At 73.1% G+C, this 18,716-nt stretch carries 21 protein-coding genes and 1 riboswitch; of the genes, 15 read left to right on the top strand and 6 right to left on the bottom strand.

Translation table 11 applies throughout. The annotated features are described in order from the left end of the window. Nucleotides 1-201 precede the first annotated feature (201 nt). The 6 genes from B1H19_RS24065 to ygfZ all read left to right on the top strand — a co-directional run bounded on the left by B1H19_RS24065 (nucleotide 202) and on the right by ygfZ (nucleotide 5,425). Nucleotides 202-789 (top strand): heme-binding beta-barrel domain-containing protein, encoded by a 588-nt coding sequence (locus tag B1H19_RS24065; protein WP_083106857.1) that lies wholly within the window; start codon nucleotides 202-204, stop codon nucleotides 787-789. 7 nt (nucleotides 790-796) lie between these two features. Then, a riboswitch (cobalamin riboswitch) is annotated at nucleotides 797-914 on the top strand. Nucleotides 915-1,035: 121 nt separating this feature from the next. Next, nucleotides 1,036-2,079, top strand: coding sequence for a FecCD family ABC transporter permease (locus tag B1H19_RS24060; protein WP_083106856.1), 1,044 nt, complete (start codon nucleotides 1,036-1,038; stop codon nucleotides 2,077-2,079). Next, on the top strand, nucleotides 2,079-2,876 hold the full coding sequence (locus tag B1H19_RS24055) for an ABC transporter ATP-binding protein (protein ID WP_083106855.1): 798 nt from the start codon (nucleotides 2,079-2,081) through the stop codon (nucleotides 2,874-2,876). The genes B1H19_RS24060 and B1H19_RS24055 overlap by 1 nt, the downstream gene beginning before the upstream one ends. Before the next feature lie 8 nt (nucleotides 2,877-2,884). Beyond that, nucleotides 2,885-3,931: an ABC transporter substrate-binding protein gene (locus B1H19_RS24050; RefSeq protein ID WP_083106854.1), complete on the top strand. Its 1,047-nt coding sequence runs from the start codon at nucleotides 2,885-2,887 to the stop codon at nucleotides 3,929-3,931. Nucleotides 3,932-3,964: 33 nt separating this feature from the next. Next, entirely contained in the window at nucleotides 3,965-4,438 is a 474-nt protein-coding gene (locus B1H19_RS24045; protein ID WP_083106853.1) for a Fur family transcriptional regulator, read from the top strand. A gap of 21 nt (nucleotides 4,439-4,459) precedes the next feature. After that, a complete protein-coding gene (gene ygfZ / locus B1H19_RS24040) occupies nucleotides 4,460-5,425 on the top strand; it encodes a CAF17-like 4Fe-4S cluster assembly/insertion protein YgfZ (RefSeq protein ID WP_083106852.1) in 966 nt (321 codons plus the stop codon). A gap of 68 nt (nucleotides 5,426-5,493) precedes the next feature. On the opposite strand, the gene dtd is transcribed toward ygfZ, so the two are convergent. Next, a complete protein-coding gene (gene dtd, locus B1H19_RS24035) occupies nucleotides 5,494-5,919 on the bottom strand; it encodes a D-aminoacyl-tRNA deacylase (RefSeq protein WP_083106851.1) in 426 nt (141 codons plus the stop codon). Between the two features lie 386 nt (nucleotides 5,920-6,305). On the opposite strand from dtd, the gene B1H19_RS24030 reads away from it, so the two are divergent. The 5 genes from B1H19_RS24030 to B1H19_RS24010 all read left to right on the top strand — a co-directional run bounded on the left by B1H19_RS24030 (nucleotide 6,306) and on the right by B1H19_RS24010 (nucleotide 10,625). Beyond that, the gene (locus tag B1H19_RS24030) at nucleotides 6,306-6,851 is read left to right on the top strand and encodes an RsiG family protein (protein WP_083106850.1); all 546 of its coding nucleotides are present in this window, start codon (nucleotides 6,306-6,308) and stop codon (nucleotides 6,849-6,851) included. A 55-nt stretch (nucleotides 6,852-6,906) separates the two neighbouring features. Next, nucleotides 6,907-7,923 (top strand): asparaginase, encoded by a 1,017-nt coding sequence (locus B1H19_RS24025; protein WP_083106849.1) that lies wholly within the window; start codon nucleotides 6,907-6,909, stop codon nucleotides 7,921-7,923. A 117-nt stretch (nucleotides 7,924-8,040) separates the two neighbouring features. Then, nucleotides 8,041-9,282, top strand: a complete 1,242-nt coding sequence (locus tag B1H19_RS24020) for a GNAT family N-acetyltransferase (protein ID WP_083106848.1) — start codon at nucleotides 8,041-8,043, stop codon at nucleotides 9,280-9,282. Between the two features lie 166 nt (nucleotides 9,283-9,448). Beyond that, on the top strand, nucleotides 9,449-9,880 hold the full coding sequence (locus tag B1H19_RS24015; protein WP_083106847.1) for an ankyrin repeat domain-containing protein: 432 nt from the start codon (nucleotides 9,449-9,451) through the stop codon (nucleotides 9,878-9,880). Between the two features lie 166 nt (nucleotides 9,881-10,046). Continuing rightward, nucleotides 10,047-10,625, top strand: a complete 579-nt coding sequence (locus B1H19_RS24010) for an NADPH-dependent FMN reductase (protein ID WP_083106846.1) — start codon at nucleotides 10,047-10,049, stop codon at nucleotides 10,623-10,625. A 56-nt stretch (nucleotides 10,626-10,681) separates the two neighbouring features. Here B1H19_RS24010 and B1H19_RS24005 read toward each other — a convergent pair whose 3' ends face one another. The 3 genes from B1H19_RS24005 to B1H19_RS23995 all read right to left on the bottom strand — a co-directional run bounded on the left by B1H19_RS24005 (nucleotide 10,682) and on the right by B1H19_RS23995 (nucleotide 12,753). After that, nucleotides 10,682-11,140, bottom strand: a complete 459-nt coding sequence (locus B1H19_RS24005) for a carboxymuconolactone decarboxylase family protein (RefSeq protein WP_083106845.1) — start codon at nucleotides 11,138-11,140, stop codon at nucleotides 10,682-10,684. A gap of 89 nt (nucleotides 11,141-11,229) precedes the next feature. Further along, nucleotides 11,230-11,643, bottom strand: coding sequence for a VOC family protein (locus B1H19_RS24000; protein ID WP_083106844.1), 414 nt, complete (start codon nucleotides 11,641-11,643; stop codon nucleotides 11,230-11,232). A gap of 123 nt (nucleotides 11,644-11,766) precedes the next feature. Further along, nucleotides 11,767-12,753 (bottom strand): aldo/keto reductase, encoded by a 987-nt coding sequence (locus tag B1H19_RS23995; protein ID WP_083106843.1) that lies wholly within the window; start codon nucleotides 12,751-12,753, stop codon nucleotides 11,767-11,769. 321 nt (nucleotides 12,754-13,074) lie between these two features. Here B1H19_RS23995 and B1H19_RS23990 point away from each other — a divergent pair, with 321 nt between their 5' ends. After that, entirely contained in the window at nucleotides 13,075-13,983 is a 909-nt protein-coding gene (locus B1H19_RS23990; protein ID WP_083106842.1) for a putative protein N(5)-glutamine methyltransferase, read from the top strand. Here the strand turns inward: B1H19_RS23990 and B1H19_RS23985 are convergent. After that, nucleotides 13,980-14,531, bottom strand: a complete 552-nt coding sequence (locus tag B1H19_RS23985) for a DoxX family protein (RefSeq protein ID WP_083106841.1) — start codon at nucleotides 14,529-14,531, stop codon at nucleotides 13,980-13,982. The two genes, B1H19_RS23990 and B1H19_RS23985, sit on opposite strands and share 4 nt — an antisense overlap. Nucleotides 14,532-14,633: 102 nt before the next feature. Here B1H19_RS23985 and B1H19_RS23980 point away from each other — a divergent pair, with 102 nt between their 5' ends. Both B1H19_RS23980 and B1H19_RS23975 read left to right on the top strand, forming a co-directional pair. Further along, nucleotides 14,634-15,311 (top strand): TetR/AcrR family transcriptional regulator, encoded by a 678-nt coding sequence (locus B1H19_RS23980; protein ID WP_083106840.1) that lies wholly within the window; start codon nucleotides 14,634-14,636, stop codon nucleotides 15,309-15,311. Further along, the gene (locus B1H19_RS23975) at nucleotides 15,308-16,744 is read left to right on the top strand and encodes an MFS transporter (protein WP_083106839.1); all 1,437 of its coding nucleotides are present in this window, start codon (nucleotides 15,308-15,310) and stop codon (nucleotides 16,742-16,744) included. The genes B1H19_RS23980 and B1H19_RS23975 overlap by 4 nt, the downstream gene beginning before the upstream one ends. Nucleotides 16,745-16,814: 70 nt before the next feature. Here the strand turns inward: B1H19_RS23975 and B1H19_RS23970 are convergent, their stop codons facing one another. Then, nucleotides 16,815-17,801, bottom strand: a complete 987-nt coding sequence (locus B1H19_RS23970) for an AraC family transcriptional regulator (RefSeq protein ID WP_083106838.1) — start codon at nucleotides 17,799-17,801, stop codon at nucleotides 16,815-16,817. A gap of 82 nt (nucleotides 17,802-17,883) precedes the next feature. Between B1H19_RS23970 and B1H19_RS23965 the strand changes: the two genes are divergently transcribed. After that, on the top strand, nucleotides 17,884-18,714 hold the full coding sequence (locus tag B1H19_RS23965) for an NAD(P)H-binding protein (protein ID WP_083106837.1): 831 nt from the start codon (nucleotides 17,884-17,886) through the stop codon (nucleotides 18,712-18,714). The last annotated feature ends 2 nt before the right edge of the window (nucleotides 18,715-18,716 follow it).

Below are 18,716 nucleotides of genomic sequence, written 5' to 3'. Positions count from 1 at the left end.
GGCGGCGCCGACTAGACTCACAGGCGGTCCCCGTTACACCACACTCCCCCAGGAGCGCGCTCGTGCTTGAGGCAGTCTTCACCACCCTGCTCGTCCTGGTCGCCGTCGGCGTGATCGCCTTCGCCGGCCTGACCTGGAAGAAGCTGTACCAGGGCCAGCGCTGAATCCGGATATACCCCTCACTACAGATCGCCTGAGCTGATGATCGAGATCCCGTCCGACCTGAACCCGGCCCTGGTGCCGCTCGTCTTCCTCCTCGGCACCTGGGAGGGAGCCGGCGTCGCGGACTTCCCCGGCGCCGAGAAGTGCAACTTCGGGCAGGAGGTCACCTTCACCCACGACGGCCGTGACTTCCTGGAGTACCACTCGCACAGCTGGGTGCTCGACGGCGAGGGCAAGAAGGTCCGCCCGCTGGAGACCGAGAGCGGCTACTGGCGCATCGACAAGGACCGCAAGGTCGAGGTCGTGATGATCCGCGACCAGGGTGTGGTGGAGGTCTGGTACGGCGAGCTGGCCGACCAGAAGCCGCAGATCGACCTGGCCACCGACGCCATCGCCCGCACCGCGGCCTCCGGCCCGTACAGCGGCGGCAAGCGGCTCTACGGCTATGTCAACAGCGACCTGATGTGGGTCGGCGAGAAGGCCACCCCCGAGGTGCCGCTGCGGCCGTACATGTCGGCGCATCTGAAGAAGGTCGCCGACCTCCAGCAGTGGGCCGCGAGCCTGCCCGACGACATGCCCGACGGGATCTCCTTCTTCCGCCCGGACGGGACCCCGTACGAGGGCTGACCGGCCCTGTAGATGTGACGCGCCCCGCGGGGGAAGTCCGGTGAGAGTCCGGCGCTGACCCGCAACGGTAAGCGGAAGCCTTCTTTCCGCAAGCCCGATCGCCCGCGGCGGCGCCGGATCCTGACAACTCGCCGTGGACTGCGAGGGGACGCCGCGCGGCCCGCGCTCCGGGCCGCCGCCCCGTTTCCGTACGCCTTCGCGTACCGCCGTCGTACGCCCGCGGCCCGAGCCGAAGGCGTACGTCCCTTGGCACCCCCCACCCGTACCACCGCCCTGGTGGCCGCCCTCTGCGCGCTCCTGGCCGGCTCCGTCCTGTGCGGCGTCGGCCTCGGCGCCGCCGGGGTGAGCTGGCCGCAGGTGCTGCGCTATCTGGGCGCCGGACTCACCGGCGGCACCATCGGAGCCGACGAGGTCTCCGCGTACACCATCGTCTGGGAGCTGCGCTTCCCGCGCGCCGTGCTGGCCGCGGTCGTCGGCGCCGGCCTCTCCGCCATCGGCGTCGCCGTCCAGGCGCTGGTCCGCAACGCGCTCGCCGACCCCTTCGTCCTCGGCATCTCCTCCGGGGCCGCCGTCGGCGCCAACGCCGTCCTGCTCTTCGGGGCGCTCGGCGCGCTGGGCGTCTGGGCGCTGTCGGTGTCCGCGTTCGTCTCCGCGCTGGTCGCCATGGCCCTGGTGTACGCCGCCGCCCGTACGGCACACGGGCTCACCCCGCTGCGCCTGGTGCTGACCGGCACCGCGATGTACTACGGCTTCTCCGCGGTCACCACGCTGATGGTCTTCACCGCGGACCGGGGCGAGGCGGCCCGCTCGGCGATGATGTGGCTGCTGGGCAGCCTGAGCGGGGCCGGCTGGGGCTCCGTGCCGATCGCCGCGGCCGCGGTGGCCGGGGCGCTGGCCCATCTGCTGCTGTCGGCCGGCCGGCTGAACGCGCTGGCCATGGGCGACGAGACCGCCGCCGCGCTCGGGGTGGACGCCGGTCGGCTGCGCCGCGAGCTGTTCGTCGTGGCCGCCGCGGTCACCGGGGCGGTGGTCGCGGTCAGCGGCGCGATCGGGTTCGTGGGGCTGATGGTGCCGCATGTGACGCGGATGCTGACCGGCGCCGATCACCGCCGGGTGCTGGCCGTCGCACCGCTGCTGGGTGCGGTGCTGCTGGTGTGGGTGGACCTGCTGTCGCGGGTGCTGCTGGCGCCCGTGGAACTGCCGGTCGGGGTGCTCACCGCCGTCCTCGGCGTGCCCTGCTTCGTCCTGCTGATGCGGCGGCGCGGCTACACCTTCGGGGGCGGCGCCTGATGCGGATCGACATCGAGGGGCTGTGCGTGGACGTGGCCGGGCGCCGCGTCCTGCACGACATCACGCTCCGGGCCGCGAGCGGCCGCGTCGTCGGCCTGGTCGGCCCCAACGGCAGCGGCAAATCGACCCTGCTGCGCTGCGTCTACCGCGCGCTGCGCCCGTCGGCCGGAACCGTCCGGCTGGACGGCGCCGACCTGCACGCCCTGGCCGCCCGGGAGTGCGCCCGGCTGCTGGCCGCCCTGCCCCAGGAGGCGCGCACGGAGTTCGACTTCACCGTGACCGAGGTCGTCGCGATGGGACGGCTGCCGCATCAGCGCGGTTCGGGCCGGGCGAGCGCCGCGGACCGGGAGGTGTGCGAGCGCGCGCTGGCCCGGGTCGGCGCGGCGCGGCTGGCCGGGCGCGGCTTTCTGAGCCTGTCCGGCGGCGAGAAACAGCGGGTGCTGATCGCCCGCGCGCTGGCCCAGGAGCCGCGGGTGCTGGTCCTCGACGAACCCACCAACCACCTCGATATCGCCCAGCAGTTGGAGGTGCTGGCGCTCGTACGCGAGAAGGACACCGGGTCCGGCGGCGGACTGACGGTGCTGACGGCGCTGCACGACCTCAACCTGGCCGCCGTGCACTGCGACGACCTCCATGTGATCGCCGAGGGCCGGCTCGTCGCCTCGGGGCCGCCGCACGAGGTGCTCACCCCCGGGCTGCTGGCCGAGGTCTTCGGCGTCCGGGCGCATCGCGTACGGCATCCCGAAACGGGCGCCGTACAGCTGCTGTTCGACCGTCTGCCCCCGTCCACTCCATGAGGTCCGCCATGCCCGTCATCCCCGCCATGCCCGTCCCGCGCATCCGCCGCACCGCCGTCCTGCCGGCCGTCCTGGCGCTCGCCCTCACCGGCTGCGGTGCGCGGGTGGCCCCCGACACCCGGGACACCGCGCGTCGCCCCTCGGCCCATTACCCCGTCACCATCGAGAACTGCGGCGTCCCGACGACGTATACGAAGGCCCCCCGGCGGGTGGTCACCAACGACGTGAACACCGCCGACATCATGTTCGCGCTCGGCCTTGAGGACCGTATGGCGGGCTATGTCATGCCCGCCTACCGGGGCAACCTCGACGCCGTCCCCTGGAAGGCCGCCTACGACAAGGTGCCCTGGCTCTCCAAGAAAGCCATCACCAGGGAAACAGCCCTCGACGCCAAGGCCGATCTGGTCTTCGCGGGCTGGAACTACGGTTTCGGTGAGGGCAACGGCCTCACCCCCGCCTCCCTCAAGAAGCTCGGCATCGGCAGCTATGTCCTGACCGAGTCCTGCCGCAACGGCACCGCCGGCGGCTCACGCGGCGTGATGCCGCCGCTGGAGGCCCTCTACACCGACCTGAAGACGCTGGGGAAGATCTTCGACGTCGAGGACCGGGCCGCCACGCTGATCGCGAAGTACCGGAAGCAGGTCGCCGATGCGCGGGCCCGGGCCCCCAAGGCGGGTGGACGGCCGTCGGTCTTCCTCTACGACGGCGGCGAGGACAAACCGCTGACCTCGGGCCGCTACGCCGGACCCCACGACATCATCACCAAGGCGGGCGGCGATCACCTCATGAAGGACCTCAACGACAGCTGGACGACCGTGGGCTGGGAAACCGTGGTCGAACGCAACCCGGACGTCATCGTGATCAACGATTACGGCACCCCCACCGCCGCGCAGAAGAAGGCGTTCCTCCTCTCCTACCCGCCCCTCGCCAATGTCTCGGCGATCAAGCACCGCCGCGTCTACGTCATGGATTACGCCGAGCTGGTCGAGAGCCCGCGCAATCCCGCCGCCGTCACCGCGCTGGCCGGTTACCTGCGGGGTGTGCACCGGAGCTGACCATGGGGCCGACCGCCCTCCTACACTGGCCCTGTGGTGACCACCGACTGGCAGAGCGACCTCCGCAGGCGCGGGTACCGCCTGACCCCACAGCGCCAGCTCGTCCTGGAGGCCGTGGACAGGCTGGAGCACGCCACGCCCGACGACATCCTCACCGAGGTGCGCAAGACGGCGGGCAGCGTGAACATCTCCACCGTCTACCGGACCCTGGAGCTGCTGGAGGAGCTGGGCCTGGTCAGCCACGCCCACCTGGGCCATGGCGCGCCGACGTACCACCTGGCCGACCGGCATCACCACATCCATCTGGTGTGCCGCGACTGCACCGAGGTCATCGAGGCGGATGTGTCGGTCGCCGACCCGCTCACGTCCCAACTGCGCAGCCAGTTCGGCTTCGATACGGATATGAAGCACTTCGCGATCTTCGGGCGCTGTGCGTCGTGCACGGAGAAGGCGGTGCACGAGGCCACCGGTGGGACCACTCGCGAGGCCCCTCGGAAGGACGCCTGAGCGCGCCGTAGGCTGGCCTCCATGAAGAGCCCACTGCTGTCGCTGCCCGGTGCCGTTCCCGCCGAGGCCCCCGACGAAGGCGTCGCCGCGCACTACGGCGATCTCTTCCGGGAGCAACGCGCCCTCGCCGACGGCTCCGGCTTCGTGGATCTCTCGCACCGCGGCGTGCTCTCCGTCAGCGGGCCCGAGCGGCTGGGCTGGCTGCATCTGCTGATCACCCAGCACGTCAGCGAGCTGCCGCCCGGACAGGCCACCGAGGCCCTGATCCTCTCCGCCCACGGCCATATCGAGCATGCGCTCTATCTGGTCGACGACGGCGAGACCACCTGGATCCACACCGAGCCCGGCAACCAGGGGCCGCTGCTCACCTACCTGGAGAGCATGAAGTTCTTCTACCGGGTCGAGATCGCCGACCGTACGGCCGAGCTCGCGGTGGTCCATCTGCCGGCCGGTTCGATCGCCGAGGTGCCCGCGGACACCGTCGTACGGGAGACCCCGCAGGGCCGCGACCTCTTCCTGCCCCGCGCCGACCTGGAGTCCTTCGCGGCGGTCACCGGGCCGGCGGTCGGCATCCTGGCCCTGGAGGCCCTGCGCGTCGAGGCGCACCGGCCGCGGCTGGGTCTGGAGACCGACCACCGCACCATCCCGCACGAGCTGGGCTGGATCGGCACCGCCGTCCACCTCCAGAAGGGCTGCTACCGCGGCCAGGAGACCGTCGCCCGCGTCCACAACCTGGGCAAGCCGCCGCGCCGTCTGGTCTTCCTCCACCTGGACGGCAGCGAGGTGCACCTGCCCCCGCACGGCACGCCCGTCCGGCTGGCCGCCGACGGCGAGGAAGGCCGCCAGCTCGGCTTCGTCACCACCTCCGCCCGCCACCACGAACTCGGCCCGATCGCCCTGGCCCTGGTCAAGCGCAACGTCCCGGTGGACGCGGCCCTGCTGGCCGGGAACACGGCGGCGGCGCAGGAGGTCGTGGTCGAGCCGTAGCCCGGTCCCGGCCGGCGGCCCGGCTCTGGCGGCCAGGGCCTGTCCGATGGGTCAGGGCCGGAAAGGCCCTAGACCTCCACCAGCACCGTGAACGGCCCGTCGTTCGTCAGCGACACCTTCATCTCGGCGCCGAAGCGGCCGGTCTCCACATGGGCGCCCAGGGCGCGGAGTTGGGTGACGACCTCGTCGACGAGGGGTTCGGCGACGGGGCCGGGAGCGGCGGCGTTCCAGGTGGGGCGGCGGCCCTTGCGGGCGTCACCGTAGAGGGTGAACTGGCTGATCACCAGGAGCGGAGCGCCATTGTCCGAACATGACTTCTCGCCCTGAAGGATCCGTACGGACCACAGCTTGCGGGCGAGCTGGGCCGCCTTCTCGCGGGTGTCCTCGTGCGTGACCCCCACCAGCACGCACAGCCCTTCTCCGACGATCTCGCCGACCGTCTCGCCCGCCACCTCGACGCGGGCCCCGTCCACCCTCTGTACCACTGCTCGCATACGCGCCATCATGCCCCGGGAGTCTCGGCGTTCGGACGCCCGTACCCCCACAAGGGCCGTTCGGGTGCCCTCGCGCTGCACACGGACCGCCCAGAGTGGCACGATGCGTGCACGTGGTGCCTTTCACGGACAACATGCCCTGGATGCCGCACCGGACGAGGGGACGATCCATGACCACTGCCGGCTCCGGGCAGACACCCGGTCCCGTACCAGCCGCCCGTACGACACCGGCCGGCCGGACGGCACCGGCCGCGGCCGTGTCCCCGGCGGGCGCCCTGAGACCGGCGGCTCCCGAGGGGACCGTCCCGTCACCGCCCCCCACCGCCCCGACGACCACGGCAACGGCTCGCCCAGAGCCCGCGCCCGCCCGCACCGAGGATGGCTCCATGCCCCAGGCAGGCCAGGCGCAGCACTCCCGCCCGCCGCAGCAGCGTGACCGCTTCAGCCCCGTCGCCCCGCCCGATCTGCCCCGGCTGAGCCTGCCCGAGCTGCGGGTGGTGCGGCGCGACTCACAGCAGGAGGAGGCCGATCTGAGCTATCTGCGGCGGCTGCTCCAGGGCCGGATCGACATCCTGCGGGCCGAGATGGCGCATCGCACCACCCCGCATTCCCCGCTGCTGGACCGCCTCCCGGAGATCCTCACGGACGTCCCGTCGCGCCATCGCTCCTCGGCCCGGCATGTGACGCTGGGGACCCCGCACAGCGAGGAGTACCGCCGGCTGGCCGAGGAGATGCTCGGCGAGGTGGAGCTGTCCGACCTGGGGGCGCGGACGGACGAGGAGCTGCACACCGCGATGGCGCGGCTGATCCGCTACGAGCGGCAGATCTCCCGGCGCCGCCAGTCACTCCAGCGGACGGCCGACGATTGCAGCGGGGAGATTGCCCGCAGGTACCGTGAAGGTGAAGCACAAGTCGACGACCTGCTGTCCTGACCGGCCACAAGCCTGGGGGGCACGGGTTCTCCTCAGCCCTCCGGAAGGCCGCCCGATGACCTCGACCCGTCCGATATCCGACGAGCCAGACGAGATGTCCGAAGCGGTACCTTCGCAGTCGCCGGAATCCCCCGTCTCGCCCGTCCTCGCCGAGGTCGTCCGGTCCGGTTTCGTCGAGGGCCGTCACCGGGGGTCCCTGGTCGTGCTGGCCGCCGACGGGAGCGTGGAGTGGTCGCTGGGCGATATCGCCGCCCCGGTCTTCCCCCGTTCGACGAACAAGCCCATGCAGGCCGCGGCCGTCCTGCGGGCCGGTCTGGACCTCGCGGGCGAACGGCTGGCGCTGACCGCGGCCAGCCACTCCGGTGAGCCCTTCCACCTCGACCTCGTGCGCACCATGCTCACCGAGCACGGCCTGACCCCCGAGCAGCTCCAGACGCCGCCCGACCTGCCGCTGGACCCGGCGGAGGCGGAGTCCTACCTGGCCGCGGGCAACGTCCGCGACCCGCTCGCCATGAACTGCTCGGGCAAGCACACCGCCATGCTGGCCGCCAGCGCCGCCAACGGCTGGCCGCTCGACTCGTACCTGGACCAGGACCACCCGCTCCAGCAGCTGGTGCTGGCGGGCGTACGGGAGGCGAGCGGCGAGGACGTCGTGCACATCGGCACGGACGGCTGCGGCGCGCCACTGATGTCGCTGTCGCTGACGGGTCTGGCCCGCGCCTTCCGCCATTTCGTCCTGGCCGCGCCCGGCACCCCCGAGCGCCGGGTGGCCGACGCCATGCGCGCGCACCCCGAGTACGTCGCCGGCACCCGACGCCCGGACACCTGGCTGATGCAGGCGCTGCCCGGCACGCTGTCCAAGATGGGCGCCGAGGCCGTTCAGGCCCTGGCCCTGCCCGACGGCCGGGCCCTCGCCTTCAAGATCGACGACGGCGCGAACCGCACCCTGGGCCCGATCCTGGCCCGCGTTCTGCGCCGGATGGGCGTCGAGGACCCCGTTCTGGAGCGGATCGAGGACGTGCCGCTGCTGGGCGGCGGGGCCCGCGTGGGCGAGATCCGCGCGGCGTTCTGACGGCGGGGCGGGCGGTCCCGGCATCCGTAGGGGTGCCGGGGGCCGCCCGCTGTCACCTCCGCAACGTTCTGCGGCCCGGGCGCGACGTTCTGGGGCCTGTGTGACTAGCGTGCCGCCATGAGCTTAGAGATACGGACGATCGGCGACGACGACCTCCGCGGTTGGTGCGTGGCCGCACTGACGGGCTTTCTCAACGCACCGACGCTCACCGACGAGGACCTCGCGTTCCGCAGGAAGGACCGCGACCCCGCGCGGACCTGGGGCGCGTACGACGGCGGCCGGTGCGTCGCCACCCTGCGCAGCTTCGCGCAGGAGCTGACGGTGGTGGGCGGGGCGCCGGTGACCGCGGACGCCGTCTCGACGGTGACGGTCTCCCCCACCCACCGCCGCCGCGGGCTGCTGACCCGGATGATGGCGAACGACCTGCGGGCCGCCAAGGAGCGCGGCGACGCCGTCTCCACCTTGATCGCCGCCGAGTACCCGATCTACGGGCGCTACGGCTTCGGCCCGGCGACCCACACCGCCGGCTGGCTCATCGACACCCGCCGCACCGGGCTCGACCCGCGGCACGCCGTCCCGGAGGGCGGCGGCCGGATCGACTTCGCCACCGCGGAGGAGGTCCGTGCGTTCGGCCCCGCCCTCCATGACCGCTTCCGCGCCCGGACGCCCGGGGCGGTCTCCCGGAGCGAGCAGTGGTGGCTGCGGAACACCGGCGCGGTACGCCTGTCCCACGACCCGAAGCTGGACCCGCACCACGCCGTGTACCGTTCCCCGTCCGGGGAGATCGAGGGCCTGGCCAGCTACGTGTACGAGGCGGCCTTCACGGCCGGGCGGCCGGACGCCACCGTGCGGGTCCTGCGGCTGACCGCGACCTCGCCCGCCGCCGAACGGGCCCTGTGGCAGTTCCTGTGCTCGATCGACTGGGTGCAGCGGGTCGACACCGGCCGCCGGGCCCCCGACGATCTGCTGCCGCACTTCCTGGGGGATCCGCGGGCGGCCGCCATCCAGGAGATCGCCGACGATCTGTGGCTGCGCCCGCTGGACGTTCCCCGCCTCCTGGAGGCCCGCACCTACCCGGTGGCCGGCACCCTCGTCCTCCAGGTCGAGGACCGGGCCGGGCTGGCCGGCGGCCGCTTCCTGCTGGAGGCGGGCCCGGAGGGCGCCACCTGCACGCCGACCACCCGGTCCGCCGGACTGACCCTGGACGTGGGCGAGTTGGGCGCGCTCTATCTGGGCGATGTGCCCGCCACCCGGCTGGCCGCGCTGGGCCGGATCGACGAGGAGCGGCCGGGCGCGCTCACCACCGCCGACACGCTGCTGCACACGGCGCGCCGACCGTGGTGCCCGGACATGTTCTGACCTGGGGGATGCGGGTGCGGTGTGCCGCGGCCCGGACTCGGCGGCCGCGACCGCTGCCGCGCGCCCACCGGCCTGCATAAGGTGGCGACGACAGACCATGTGCCCCGGTGCGCCTGCGCACCTCGCGCACCGGGGCACCACCCATCACAGCAGGAGGCCGGCGACCATGAGCGACGCGAATTCCGAGCCGCAGGGGCCCGAGGCGATCGAGCACGCGCACGACCCCGAGGTGCTCCAGCTCGCGGCCAAGGTGTTCGACCTGGCGCGGCACGGTGACACCGCCACCGTCGCCGCCTATGTGGACGCGGGCGTACCCGCCAACCTGACCAATGAGAAGGGCGACTCCCTGGTGATGCTCGCCGCCTACCACGGCCATGCGGACACCGTGGAGGCCCTGCTCCAGCGCGGCGGCGACGCCGACCGGACCAACGACCGGGGGCAGACTCCGCTGGCCGGCGCGGTCTTCAAGGGCGCGGACGAGGTCATCAAGGTCCTGGTCGCGCACGGTGCGGATCCGGCGGCGGGGATGCCGTCGGCGATCGACACGGCGCGGATGTTCGAGAAGACGGAGCTGCTGAAGCTGTTCGGCGCGGAGTGACGGCGCTGCCCTTCGGGGCGGGCGGGCGACGCGGGCGGACGGGGCCGCGGCGCGGCCGGGAGCGGCTTGACCTCAAGATTGCTTGAGGTTTTAGCGTCGGGGCCGACGGCCACACCGCCGCCGCGCACGGTCGGCCGTGCGCGCCCCGGACCCGAAGGATCCCCGCATGTCCGAGCACCCCTCCGAGCAGCGCCACACCCTCGCCGTGATCGTCGGCAGCACCCGGGAGGGCCGGTTCGCGCCCGTCATCGCGAACTGGTTCACCCGGCACGCCGAGTCCCACCCCCATATCGACGTCGACGTCATCGACCTGGACGCCGTCGGCCCCTACACGCTGCGCCCCGGCACCGAGGCGTACGAGTCCTTCGCCAAGCGGGTCGACCAGGCGGACGCCTTCGTCGTGATCACCCCGGAGTACAACCACTCCTTCCCGGCCCCGCTCAAGCACGCGATCGACCTGCTGCGCTCCCCGTGGCAGGCCAAGCCGGTGGGCTTCGTCTCGTACGGCGGGATCTCCGGCGGTCTGCGTGCGGTCGAGCAACTCCGGCTGGTCTTCGCCGAGTTGCACGCCACCACGGTCCGCGAGACGGTCAGCTTCGCGCTGCCCGGCGACCCCTTCGACGAGCGGGGCGAACTGCGCGATCCCGCCCCGGCCGCCAAGGCCGCCGACGCCCTGCTCCGGCAGCTGACCTGGTGGGCGCTGGCCCTGCGCGCGGCGCGACTGGCGCGCCCTTACGGGGCCTAGCGGCCCCGCGTCCCGGCAGGGCCCGGCCGCCCTGCCAGGACGCCGCCGGGACGCCGCTACCAGGACTGCTCCCCCGCGGGCTGCCGGGTCGACACGTTGAGGCGGTTGAAGAGGTTGGTCATCCCGATCCACAGGACCAGGGAGGCCAGTTGCCGCTCGTCGTAGTGCTCGGCGGCGGCGTCCCAGACCGCGTCCGGAACCGGGTCGGGGCGGTCGGCCAGCCGGGTGGCCGCCTCGGCCAGGGCCAGCGCGGCGCGCTCGGCGTCGGTGAAGTACGGCGCCTCCCGCCAGGCGGCCACCGCATGCAGCCGCTCATCGGTCTCGCCCGCCTTCTTGGCGTTACGGGCGCCCAGATCCAGGCAGAAGCTGCACCCGTTGATCTGGCTCGCGCGCAGATGCACCAGCTCCAGCGTCGCCTCCGGCACACCCCCCTCCTTCGCCGCCTTGACCGCGCCCAAAAGCGGCTGCAACGCGTGGGGGAGGACCGTGGCCGGGTTCTGAATACGTGCCGTCATCGCCGTTCACCTCAGGGTTCGTCGCCTCCGGCGCCGCCGATTCGGCGCCGTCACTGGTCTGACGAACCCCGCGGGAAGAATGTGACCGCTCACGCCCCGCCGGCCGGCCGCTCCTGGAGGGCCCAGCCGTTGCCGTCCGGATCACTGAAGTAGACGAAGGAGTTCCACGGCTCGCCCGGCCCGTCGGCCAGCGCCCCGTTCTCCACGTGCTGGACCGGCCCGGCCGCCACCCCCCGCGCCACCAACTGGGCGCGGGCCGCCGCGATATCGGGCACCACCAGCTGGAGCCCCTGCACCGAACCGGGCTCCGGCTCGGCGACCCCCGCGCCCGCGGCGATGACGATGGAACAGCCCGACCCCGGCGGCGTCAGCTGCACGATACGGACGTCCTCGCCGACGCGGGTGTCGTGGTCGACGACAAACCCCACCTGCTCGCTGTAGAAGCGCTTCGCCCGGTCGACGTCGGTCACCGGGACCGGTACGAGTTCGAGCTTCCAGTCCATGGGCAAAAGTGTAGATACCGGACGGCGGACCCGCACCGGGCGCCCGGCGGACGACGACCGACGGCCGACGGCCGGGCGCGGCGGACGGCGCGGACCGGACGGCGCCGCCCCACGGCCGTCGACTCAGCGGCCCACGAACGTCAGGTTCACCGCGTCGTAGCGGGTGCCGGCGACCTGGCCGGCCGGGGCGGCGGCGTCGATCGCGGCGAGGTCCTCGGAGGTGAGGTCCACGGCGAGCGCGCCGAGGTTCTCCTCCAGGTACTTCTGGCGGCGGGTGCCCGGGATCGGCACCACATCGTCGCCGCGGTGCTGCACCCAGGCCAGCGCGAGCTGTCCGGCGCTGACGCCCTTCGCGGCGGCCAGTTCGTCGAGCTTGTCCACGATGGCCAGATTCTGCTCCAGGTTGCCGTCGGCGAACCGCGGCTGGGTCCGGCGTACGTCCGACTCCGGCAGGCCCTCCACCGAGGTGTAACGCCCCGTCAGAAAGCCGCGCCCGAGCGGCGAGAAGGGCACCAGGCCGATGCCGAGCTCCCGGCACACCGGCGCGATCTCCTGCTCCAGATCACGGGTCCACAGCGACCACTCGCTCTGGAGCGCCGCGATCGGGTGCACCGCATGCGCCCGCCGGATGGTCTCGGCGCCCGCCTCGGACAGCCCGAGATGGCGCACCTTTCCGGCCGCGACGAGTTCGGCCATCGCGCCGACGGTCTCCTCGATCGGCACGTCGGGGTCGACGCGGTGCTGGTAGTAGAGGTCGATGTGGTCGACGCCGAGCCGGCGCAGCGAGGCGTCGCACGCCTCGCGGACGTAGGCGGCGTCGCCACGGATCCTGGTCGGCTCGCCGAGCCGGTTGGCGAAGCCGAACTTGGTCGCCAGCACCGCCTCGTCCCGCCGCCCGGCGACGGCCCGCCCGATCAGCTCCTCGTTGTGCCCCGCACCGTAGAAATCGGAGGTGTCCAGCAGGGTCACACCCAGGTCGAGGGCCCGGTTGATGGTGGCGATCGACTGCGCGTCGTCGGACTCCCCGTAACCGTGGCTCATCCCCATGCAGCCGAGCCCCTGCGCGGAAACCGCCAGCTCACCGAGGTGACGGGTGGGAATGTTCGTCATGCTGCTGCCTCCTGGCGCCGTACTGTGGAACGATCCCGGGCTCCCCGTGATCCGTTCAGGACGCTAGGAGTTGGAGCGCACTCCAAGTCAACTCCCTTTCGCCGCAGCGAGGTCGGCGCCCTCGGAGCGTCGGCCCGCATCGGGTAACCTTGCCGTCCCCGCAGTGGACCGTCCAAGGAGGTGAGACCGATTCCCCGCCAGATCAGGCAGGTGCTCCCGTCTCACGCCGTACGGTCGGCCGGATACGCCGGACACAGGTGACCGTGCGACACAGGTGACCCGGGAGCGCCGCTCGGTGCCCCGAAAGGCTCACGGATTCGTATGTCGACCCACCGCTCCACCCCGCAGGCGTCCCACCGCCCGTCCCCATCGTGCCGCCCCTCCCGCGTCGGCTCCCCCGTCAGCTCCCCGCCGCGCCTCTCCCGCCCCGACGTGATCGCCAGGCTCCGCGCCGCCGGCTGCGTCTTCGCCGAGGACGAAGCCGAGTTGCTCCTGGCCACGGCCCGCACGCCCGCCGCACTGGCCGCCATGGTGGACCGGCGGATCGGCGGTCTGCCCCTGGAACACGTCCTGGGCTGGGCGGAGTTCGCCGGTCTGCGGGTGGCCGTCGCCCCCGGGGTCTTCGTGCCCCGCCGCCGTACGGAATTCCTCGTCGACCAGGCCGTCGCCCTCGGCCGCCGCGCCGCCCGCCCCGCCCCCGGCCGTACCGTCGTCGTCGATCTGTGCTGCGGATCCGGTGCGGTGGGTGCCGCGCTCGGTGCGGCGCTGGAACGGGTCGAGCTGTACGCGGCCGACATCGAGCCCGCCGCGGTGCGCTGCGCGCGGCGCAATGTCGCCGCGGTCGGCGGTGCGGTGTACGAGGGGGACCTCTTCGCCCCGCTGCCCGCCGCGCTCCGGGGCCGTATCGACATCCTGGTCGCCAACGTCCCCTACGTGCCGTCCGAGGAGGTCGGCCTGCTCCCCGCCGAGGCCCGCGAGCACGAACCGCTGGTGGCGCTCGACGGCGGCGCGGACGGGCTGGACGTGCTGCGCCGGGTGACCGCCGAGGCGCCCCGGTGGCTGGCGCCCGGCGGCCGTCTGCTCGTCGAGACCGGTGAACGCCAGGCCGAACGGGCCGTCGAGGCCATGGCCGGCGACGGCCTGCTGCCCCGGGTCGCCGTCTCCGACGAGCTCTGCGCCACGGTGATCATCGGCACCCGCCCCGGCCCTGACCCGTCGGACAGGCCCTAGAGGATCAACACGACGACGGTGCCCGCACCCCCGAGGGCCAGGGCGAAGCCCGCCTCACGCCAGCCGCCCTTCCCCCAGCGGAAGGGGAGGTCGAGGGAGAGCCGGCCGGGGCCGGTCGCGGCGACGGCGAGGGCGGCGACCGTGATGACGATGCCGTATTCCATACCGCCGCTGGTCTCCCACAGTCCGTGCAGGGACGTGACGGTCACCATGGCGTTGATCATGACGCCGATCAGCGCCGCGGCCGCCAGCGGCGTGAACAGCCCCACGGCCAGCCCGAGGCCGCCGAGGAGTTCACCAAGACCGCAGGTGGCGGCGTACACCCGGCCGGGGTGGTAGCCCAGCGTGGCGAATCCCCGGCCGGTGGCGGCCAGACCACGACCGCCGAACATTCCGAAGAGTTTCTGTGCCCCGTGACCCGCCATGAGCAGGCCGACGGCGAGGCGGAGGAGGAGCAGGCCGCAATCGCCGGCGGACACCGACGGCCGCGCCGGAGCGCCGGTCGCGGGTGCGGGGGAGGCCGGCAGTCGCTCACCGATGCGTTTCATCGTGAGCCTCTTTCGTCGCTCTTACCCTTCAGCCTCTCACGCCGACACGCCGGAGCAGGAACCTCGGTAGACAGTGTCTACCCACCCTGGTAGACACTGTCTATGCCCACCTCGCAACCCCCCGCTCCCGCCACTCCCCCCACCCCCTTCGGATCCGCCGACGCCCAGGACGCGGGCCTGCGCGCCCGGTTGGTGGACGTCGGGGTCGACCTCGTCACCCGGGAAGGCGTCCAGGCGCTGTCCCTGCGGGAGATCGCCCGCCGGGCCGGGGTCTCGCACGGGGCACCGCGCCGCTACTTCCCGACGCATCTGGAGCTGCTCTCCGCCATCGCCCGCCGCGGCTTCGCCGACCTGGCCGCCAGGACCGCCGAGGCCCTGGGCGACGACGGGGGCCGCGAGGCCGCCGACCGGGCCGCCGCCCGCGCACAGCTTTGTACGCTCGCCCGCGTCTACCTGGACTTCGCTCTCACCCGCCGCGGTATGTACGAGCTGATGTTCCGTCATGACCTATTGGAGAGCAACCAGTTGGGCCTGCGCGAGACCAGCCTGCCGCTCTTCGACGTACTCGTCGGGCTCATCGGCCGGGCGCGGCCGCAGCCGGACGAGGAGCGGGGTGCGGAGGCGGCCGTCGTCGCGGGCGCGCTCTGGAGCAATCTGCACGGCATCGCCCAGCTCTGGGGCTGGGGCAGCCTCCCCCTCGCCACGGGCACCGACGACGTCGAACCGCTGCTCCGCGCCGCGCTCGACGCCCACCTCGGCCCGGAGGCGGCGACCCGATGACCGCTCTCACGCACCCCACCCGATCCCGGCAACCCCTGCCGCCCCCTCACCGGCGCCGCCGCCGTCTCGTCCTCACCGGCAGCATCACCGGCGCCGTCATCGTCGCCCTCGACGGCACCGTGCTGACCGTCGCCCAGCCCTCCCTCCAACGCGAACTGCACGCCTCCTTCGCCCAGGTCCAGTGGACCAGCACCGGCTACCTCATCGCCGTGGCCGGTCTGCTGGTCTTCGCCGGCCGGCTCGGAGACCGTTACGGCCACCAACTGCTCTTCTCCGTCGGCATCCTGGGCTTCGGCGCCGCCTCGGCCGGTATCGGCCTGGCGTCCGGGATCGGCTGGGTGATCGCCCTGCGGATCGCCCAGGGCGTCTTTGGCGCGCTGCTCCAGCCGGCCACCCTGGGGATGCTGCGGACCGCGTATCCGCCCGAGGCGCTCGGCATGCCCCTCGCGCTGCGGACGAGCGCCATCGGCCTGTCGGCCGCCGCCGGCCCGCTGATCGGCGGCGCGCTCACCGCCCACCTGGGGTGGCGGGCCGTGTTCTTCCTCAACGTCGTCCCCGCGGCCGTCATCGGCGTCCTGGCACTCCTCGTCCGCCTCCCCGCCCCGTCCACGCCAGCCGCCCGGCCCCCGCTCGACCTCCCCGGCGCGGCCCTGCTCACCGTCGCCCTGGTGTCCCTGGTGCACACCCTGGTCGGCATACCGGAATCCGGCTGGACGGCCGCGACCGGCCTCGGACTCGCCGTGGCCGCGGCCGCCGGTGCCCTGTTCGTACGGCATGAACGGCGGGCCGCCGCCCCCCTGGTGCCGCCGGGCGTCCTGGGGTCGGCGGCCGTCGCCTCGGCGCTCGGCGTCCTCCTCGCCGCCTCCGCGGCGATGTTCGGCGCGCTCTTCGTCGGCACGTACTTCTTGCAGGACGTTCTCGGGCTGGACCCCTTCCAGAGCGGTCTGCGCGTCCTCCCGCTGGCCGCGATGATGGTCCTGAGCGCGCCCGCCTCGGCCGTCCTCCAGCGCCGCCACGGCCCGCGGCGCACGACCGCCGCGGCCATGGCCCTGCTGGCCGTCGGCATCCTCCTCCTCGCCCTCGCCGCCCTCTCGCTCCCGGGCCGGTCCTGGACGACGCCGGCGCTCAGCGGCGGATTTCTGCTGCTGGGCGCGGGGTTCGGCACCGTGATGGTCACCGCGACGGCCGTCATCGTGCGGCATGCCCCGGTGGCCGACGCGGGGGTGGCCGGCGGCCTCCAGCAGACCGCCATGAACACCGGCCCGGCACTGGGCGTCGCCACGGCGACCATGCTGCTCACCCTCACCGGCCACACCACCGCCGTCCCGATGGGCACCACACTCCTCGCCCTGGCGGCCCTGCCCGCACTCGCCGTCCTGCTCACCACACGGCTGCCCGCCCGCTCCAACTCCCCTTCACCAGGCGCTGATTGACCACCTGTTACGGCGGCACGACGGGCGCGTCCCAGTCGGACCCCGGGGTGCAGCCCCCGCCGCCCCGGGATCAGGGGGTCCGGCGGCGCCACATCGACGGGCTGGCGCCCCGGATGCGCTTGAACGCCACGCTGAAGGCGAACGGGTCCGCGTACCCGACTTCACGGGCCACGGCGGCGACGGTCGTCTCGGCGTCCCGGAGCAGATCCGCCGCCACGGTCATCCGCCAGCCGGTGAGGTAGGCGAGCGGGGGTTCGCCGACCAGCGCGGTGAAGCGGGCGGCGAATGCCGCGCGGGACATGCCGACCCGGGAGGCCAGTTCGGCGACCGTCCACCGACGGGCGGGGTCCTCGTGCAGCACGCGCAGCGCCTCGCCGATCGCCGGATCGGCCAGCGCCTGGTACCAGGCGGGCGCCGTCTCCGTTCCGGCGCACCAGGCCCGCAACGCCAGGACGAGCACGAGGTCCAGTAGCCGGTCGAGCACGGCGTCCTGACCGGGTTCGTCGCGGGTGGCCTCGGTGGCGAGCAGGTCCAGTGCCGCGCGGGTCGCCGGCCCGGCGGGCACGACCGCCAGTGGCGGCAGCATGCCGAGCAGGCGGTCGCCGGCGTCGCCGCGGAGGCCGTAGGCGCCGCGGAGCATGATCGTGGCCCCGGGCAGACCGTCGCCGTAGGTGCGGGGAGCCAGGTTCCGCTGCGTGTCCGGCGCCTGCGTGGACCCGTCCACGAGGCGTTTTTGCCGCCCGTGGATCACGACCTGAGGCGGGGTGGCGGGGTCGTCGGCGATCGTGTATCCACCGGGGCCGGCGATCAGGGCGATATCACCCGCCGCGAGCCGTACGGATGCGGTGCCCGCGCCATCGGTGACCACGCCATCGGTGACCGCGCCATCGGCGCCTGCCTCATCGAGCCACACCGACGCATGGCCCGCGAGCGTGGTCACCACCGTGAGCGACGGCGGTTCGGTGAACCTCAGCGACCAGGGCGGACGCCGGATCAGCTGCCTGACCAACGCGTTCCGGGCCCGGGCCCGATGCAGCAGATCGCTGAGGACGTCCACGCCCCCACGCTAGACGATCACAAAGGAAGTGACGACGTTCTCCCATGGATCGTCCATGCCTGCCTGCGGTTGCCTGGATGCCATGGAATCCCTCCTTGTCCTCGGCGGCACCGGCAAGACCGGCAGCCGTATCGCCCGGCGCCTCAAGACCGCCGGCCTACCGGTCCGCACCGCGTCCCGCACCGGCGGTGACCTCCCCTTCGACCTGGACGACCCGGCGAGCTGGCCGCCCGCGCTCGACGGCGCCACCGCCGCCTATCTCGTGGAGCCCAGCCTGTCGGCGAGCACGGACCACCGGGCGCGCATCCCCCGGCTGGTGGCAGAGGCGGTCACCGCGGGCGTACGCCGCCTGGTGCTGCTCTCCGCCCCCCGCGCGGGCGAAGACGGCCATCCCCTGCACGCCGCCGAACGGGCCGTACGCGACTCCGGCGTCGACTGGACCATCCTGCGCCCGCAGTGGTTCGCACAGAACTTCAGCGAGGGCCCCTGGCGGCCGGGGATTCTCGCCGGAACCCTGGCCCTGCCCACCGGCGACGGACGTACGCCCTTCGTCGACGCCGAAGACATCGCCGAGGTCGCCGTGGCGGCGCTGACCGAAGACCGCCACAGCGGCCGGGTCTACGACCTGACGGGCCCCCGGGCGATCGGCTTCGGCGAAGCGGCCGACCTCATCTCCCGGGCCACCGGCCGGACGATCCGCCACATCGACGTCGATCCGGAGGACTTCGTCCAGCGCCAGATCGCCGCCGGCGCCGCCCCCGACGTCGCCCGACTCCTCACCGGACTCCTGACGGCCCTCCGCAACGGCTCCGGCGCCGCGCTCTCCGACGACGTGGCACGCGCCCTCCGCCGGCCACCCAGGTCCTTCGAAACCTTCGTCACGGAGACCGCCGCCGCGGGCCACTGGAACTGATG

This window comes from Streptomyces gilvosporeus (assembly GCF_002082195.1).
Classification (GTDB): domain Bacteria; phylum Actinomycetota; class Actinomycetes; order Streptomycetales; family Streptomycetaceae; genus Streptomyces; species Streptomyces gilvosporeus.
Note: the sequence above shows the minus strand (reverse complement) of the source record. Positions and strands in the feature narration are given on the sequence as shown.

Coding starts and splice junctions, on each gene's coding strand:
- B1H19_RS23995 (WP_083106843.1), bottom strand. CDS start 12,753: ATGACGAACATTCCCACCCGTCACCTCGGTGAGCTGGCGGTTTCCGCG.
- B1H19_RS23975 (WP_083106839.1), top strand. CDS start 15,308: ATGACCGCTCTCACGCACCCCACCCGATCCCGGCAACCCCTGCCGCCC.
- B1H19_RS24030 (WP_083106850.1), top strand. CDS start 6,306: ATGCCCCAGGCAGGCCAGGCGCAGCACTCCCGCCCGCCGCAGCAGCGT.
- B1H19_RS23990 (WP_083106842.1), top strand. CDS start 13,075: ATGTCGACCCACCGCTCCACCCCGCAGGCGTCCCACCGCCCGTCCCCA.
- B1H19_RS24050 (WP_083106854.1), top strand. CDS start 2,885: ATGCCCGTCATCCCCGCCATGCCCGTCCCGCGCATCCGCCGCACCGCC.
- B1H19_RS24065 (WP_083106857.1), top strand. CDS start 202: ATGATCGAGATCCCGTCCGACCTGAACCCGGCCCTGGTGCCGCTCGTC.
- dtd (WP_083106851.1), bottom strand. CDS start 5,919: ATGCGAGCAGTGGTACAGAGGGTGGACGGGGCCCGCGTCGAGGTGGCG.
- B1H19_RS23980 (WP_083106840.1), top strand. CDS start 14,634: ATGCCCACCTCGCAACCCCCCGCTCCCGCCACTCCCCCCACCCCCTTC.
- B1H19_RS24025 (WP_083106849.1), top strand. CDS start 6,907: ATGACCTCGACCCGTCCGATATCCGACGAGCCAGACGAGATGTCCGAA.
- B1H19_RS24000 (WP_083106844.1), bottom strand. CDS start 11,643: ATGGACTGGAAGCTCGAACTCGTACCGGTCCCGGTGACCGACGTCGAC.
- B1H19_RS23985 (WP_083106841.1), bottom strand. CDS start 14,531: ATGAAACGCATCGGTGAGCGACTGCCGGCCTCCCCCGCACCCGCGACC.
- ygfZ (WP_083106852.1), top strand. CDS start 4,460: ATGAAGAGCCCACTGCTGTCGCTGCCCGGTGCCGTTCCCGCCGAGGCC.
- B1H19_RS24010 (WP_083106846.1), top strand. CDS start 10,047: ATGTCCGAGCACCCCTCCGAGCAGCGCCACACCCTCGCCGTGATCGTC.
- B1H19_RS24005 (WP_083106845.1), bottom strand. CDS start 11,140: ATGACGGCACGTATTCAGAACCCGGCCACGGTCCTCCCCCACGCGTTG.
- B1H19_RS24055 (WP_083106855.1), top strand. CDS start 2,079: ATGCGGATCGACATCGAGGGGCTGTGCGTGGACGTGGCCGGGCGCCGC.
- B1H19_RS23965 (WP_083106837.1), top strand. CDS start 17,884: ATGGAATCCCTCCTTGTCCTCGGCGGCACCGGCAAGACCGGCAGCCGT.
- B1H19_RS24015 (WP_083106847.1), top strand. CDS start 9,449: ATGAGCGACGCGAATTCCGAGCCGCAGGGGCCCGAGGCGATCGAGCAC.
- B1H19_RS24020 (WP_083106848.1), top strand. CDS start 8,041: ATGAGCTTAGAGATACGGACGATCGGCGACGACGACCTCCGCGGTTGG.